Annotated in this window: 4 protein-coding genes; all 4 read left to right on the forward strand. The window is 35.5% G+C overall.

Annotated features, from left to right (window positions below):
* A partial coding sequence (locus C9J34_RS22090) for an early set domain-containing protein (protein ID WP_193769062.1) occupies positions 1–630 on the forward strand: 630 nt, incomplete at its 5' end.
* A 14-nt stretch (positions 631–644) separates the two neighbouring features.
* Positions 645–2,588 carry an EndoU domain-containing protein gene (locus C9J34_RS22435; protein WP_238600691.1) on the forward strand — a complete coding sequence of 648 codons (1,944 nt, stop codon included), beginning with the start codon at positions 645–647 and terminating at the stop codon, positions 2,586–2,588.
* 34 nt (positions 2,589–2,622) lie between these two features.
* Positions 2,623–3,012: a hypothetical protein gene (locus tag C9J34_RS17185; RefSeq protein ID WP_107841408.1), complete on the forward strand. Its 390-nt coding sequence runs from the start codon at positions 2,623–2,625 to the stop codon at positions 3,010–3,012.
* Between the two features lie 414 nt (positions 3,013–3,426).
* Positions 3,427–3,810 (forward strand): EndoU domain-containing protein, encoded by a 384-nt coding sequence (locus C9J34_RS17190; RefSeq protein WP_107841409.1) that lies wholly within the window; start codon positions 3,427–3,429, stop codon positions 3,808–3,810.
* The last annotated feature ends 58 nt before the right edge of the window (positions 3,811–3,868 follow it).

Raw genomic sequence — 3,868 nt, forward strand, 5'->3', positions numbered from 1 at the left:
GTGGTAGGAGATTTCAACGGTTTTGATGCAACAAAGGGGGTTATGCAAAAGCAAGGGAATGAATGGCTTTTCCAAACCCATTTAAGTTCTGGGCAATATCATTATAAGTTTTTACTGAATGATGAATTCTTGCTAAATGACCCCTATGCCAACATGTATGAAATCGATGAGAAGGAAGAGATTTGGTCAATGCTCTTTATCAATGAGCAGCAGGAGCGACTTTATGATTCAACAGAATATAGCATACATATTCATGACTATGGCTTTACGAATCAAGTGTCAGAGAAGGGGAAAACGCTCTATAAAAAAGTATTTTCTATGGATACTGATGCACAGGTGGTTGTGCAGTTTGAATTTCGTCGAATTACAGGTGTGCACCCTGTTACGGTTGTTTGGCATGCGCCTAATAAGAAAATTGCACAAGTTTCTGAGCATCTTCTGTTTGCTGACGAGGAAAATGAATCAGTCCGTATGTGGTTTTGGCTAGATCTGAATCAAGAAGATAGGCAAAAAATGCTCGGTAATTGGAAAATCCAATTATTGATTGATGGTGACTACATTTTAGAGGACACATTTGCTGTACATCATATGGAGCTTTATTCATCGGATGGACAAGCATTGGAAATTTAAACGGAGGTAATACAATGGCAGTAAAATCTATTTCGTTAGCATCTACATATAGAGGCAGTGCAAGTAGTAGTAAAAGTTCAATAAGTACAGTAAAATCAACAAGTACACAAAGCTCGTCAAGTGTAGCGAAAACAACAACTAGCAAACCCATGCCTAGCACAGTCAGACCAGCGAGCACGCACAGTTCTACAAATGCAGCGAGAGCAGCATCAAGTGCAGTAAAGCCAGCGACTAACAAAATCACACCTAGCACAGCCAAACCAGCAAGTACGAACAGTGCTACAAATGCAGTGAAAGCTGCATCAAGTGCAGTAAAAGCAGTGGCGAACAAAATCGCGCCTAACACAGTTAAACTAGCGAGTACGCACAGTGCTACAAATGCAGTGAAAGCTGCGTCAAGTGCAGTAAAAACAGTGGCGAACAAAATCGCCCCTAGTACAGCTAAACCAGCAAGTACGCACAGTGCTACAAATGCAGTAAAAGCTGCGTCAAGTACAGTAAAACCAGTGGCGAATAAAATCGTGCCTAGTACAGCTAAACCAGCAAGTACGCACAATACGACAACTACAGTAAAAAGCGCCAGCAGTCAAAGTGCGTCAAATGCAGCAAAAGCAACAGGCAATTCGATTTACCAGAATTCAGGCAATTCATTAACGAGTTATCCAATGAGTACAAACGATGCACCAAGTAAAACAAAAGTAACAAGTAGTAAAAGTACACCAAGTACAGCGAAAACAACAAGTAGTAAAAGTACACCAAGTGCAACAAAAACAAGTAGCAATTCTGCTAATATGCCAAAACCAATGCACACACATGATTCTGTAAGTGTAACAAAGGCAAAGGGCAATTCGATTTATCAAAATTCAGGTAACTCATTGACGAGTTACCCAATGAGTACGAATGATGCACCAAGTAAAACAAAAGTAACAAGTAATGTGAACGCAAAAGCTCAAAATACAAAACTCCAACAAGTAGTAAAAGGGGTCAAAGTTACATCGAACCAAGTAAACAAAGCCTATCACGCGATTGATGCGATGAAACCAGCTAAAATTACGAAGGACATGCCGTTGAAAGAACAATTCACTACAGGTCTGAAGAATGGTGGATTGGTACTTGTTCAAAAGGAGAAAGGAAAAGTAGATGCTCTTGTAGATACAGCAGTAGGCACAGTGAAAGATACATGGGAACTGGCGAGCAATCCAAAGGCAGCATGGAATAACTTGACAACAGCCATAGCCCATCCAAAGGAAACCGTGAAAGCGATGGGCAAAGCAGTGCAGGAAACAGTTGAAAAAGACTACGTACAAGGAAATGCCTATTCACGCTCGTATGTGGAAGGAAAAGCAATACTAGGTGTTGGGACAGCACTTGTGGGAACAAAGGGGCTAGGTTCTCTTACGAAAATAGGGAAAGTACCAGAATTAGAGAAGCCTGCTGTAGTGAATGGTGGAAATCAGGTTAAGGAAGTTAAGGGTACGGGTAATAATAGTAAGAATGTTGGTGGAACTAATAAATTTAAATTTGTTGAAAATGCAAAAAATCATTTAATAAATGTTGAAAATGTTAATACTAAAAAAGGTATTGTTGGTGGGCACAATATGGATGAATTTAATAAAGCATTGAAAAGTCAAGGTTTTAATCCAAATGATTTAATTGTGTCTAAAAAGCCACACCAATCAATTGAAGGAATTTATGAAGTAGAGTATAAAGTACCTAGAAAAGATATGGCTGGTAATATTGCTGAACCAGTATCATATAAAAACATCAAGGACCCTAAAACAGTTTATGACCCATCTAAAATTAGTGATGATAAAATTTACCAATGGGGACAAGAAGCAATGCAGAACGGAAAAGTAGATGGGAGAATTGTTGAAGGAACTGCTTCAAACGGTTTGAAGTTTAGAGGATACCTGAATGAAGCTGGTGAAATAACAAACTTTTTCCCTATTATTGATTAACTAAAATATGATGTGATTAGAAGGTGAAAATGAAATGAGTAGAGAATATCAAGTGAAGGAAAGTAAAGAAGATATTGATAAATTAATGCTAACATATTTTAATTTCATAAATGGTAAATATATGGAAATTGCATTAAGAAGCTTTGCCGAAAGAGAAGGATATGGACAAGAGATAGTATTTGCCTTTTTTCAATCAGATTTAGATGAATATGATATGGCTCAATTACCAAGACCTTTAGATGAAAAACATGTTTTAATAGAATTAGGTTATCCAGCGGTTGAAATTGAACAAATGGCCTTTTTGGATTTTCAAACATTTTACGATTATTTGGACAAAAATGTGAAAAATGAAGTAGAAAAAAACCCTGAGAAAACTGAGCTGATAAATTTATTAGCAGAAGTGAGACGTAGCTTGTGTTTATAGCTAACTAACTAAAAAGGTATTTTATCATGTGAATGGGTAATTAAGTGATAGATCTTTGTGAATTTACTATGAATTTTTTAATAACTGATAACAATCTAGTTATACTTTAGAAACTGGTACTAATGAAAAGGACATTTTGATAAGCATGGAAAGAAATTTGACGGATTATATAAAAATGCCGATGAGTATTTCTCTGATTATCCTGAATTGGAGGATAAACTTATTGAAATAAAAGTTGACAGAATTAGTATAGAATTTTTAAGGACAGCTACTAATTAAAACGAGAAGAAGTTTAAATTAGTAAAGTATTAATACTCATATAGCTAATTGTAAAGCACTTGATTGCCATTTCAGGCATCAAGTGTTTTTATAAGTTAGAGACAATATAGAAAATATTAATGAAATACATAACTCATGGTGGGTATATCCTCTAAAATTAATGGTGGTCATTCTCCAAATATTAATAATGCTAATCCTAATTTCGCAACAGAAACTATAAAATTAAATTCAGATGGTACTCAAATTATAAAATATACCAAACAATTTCCAGATGGGAATATTTCGAAAATAAAAATGAGTACAGTATTTCCTGATGATTGGACAGATACAAATATAATTGATTCTATTTACCAAATTAGTAATTCAAATGCTATCGGACAACGGAGTATAGACGGATTGACACTGCATCGAGGTAAAATTAATGGTATTGAGATTGACGTAATCAAAAAAGGAAATGAAATTATATCTGGTTATCCCGTAGGAGGAAAACCAACGCCAGGTTTTGACCCAATAAATTAACTTTAGAAAGACTAACTATATAAAGTCAAGTAAGAAATGAAAAAATCTTTGAAAGTGA

It is taken from the genome of Metasolibacillus meyeri, assembly GCF_003049505.1.
Classification (GTDB): Bacteria; Bacillota; Bacilli; order Bacillales_A; family Planococcaceae; genus Metasolibacillus; species Metasolibacillus meyeri.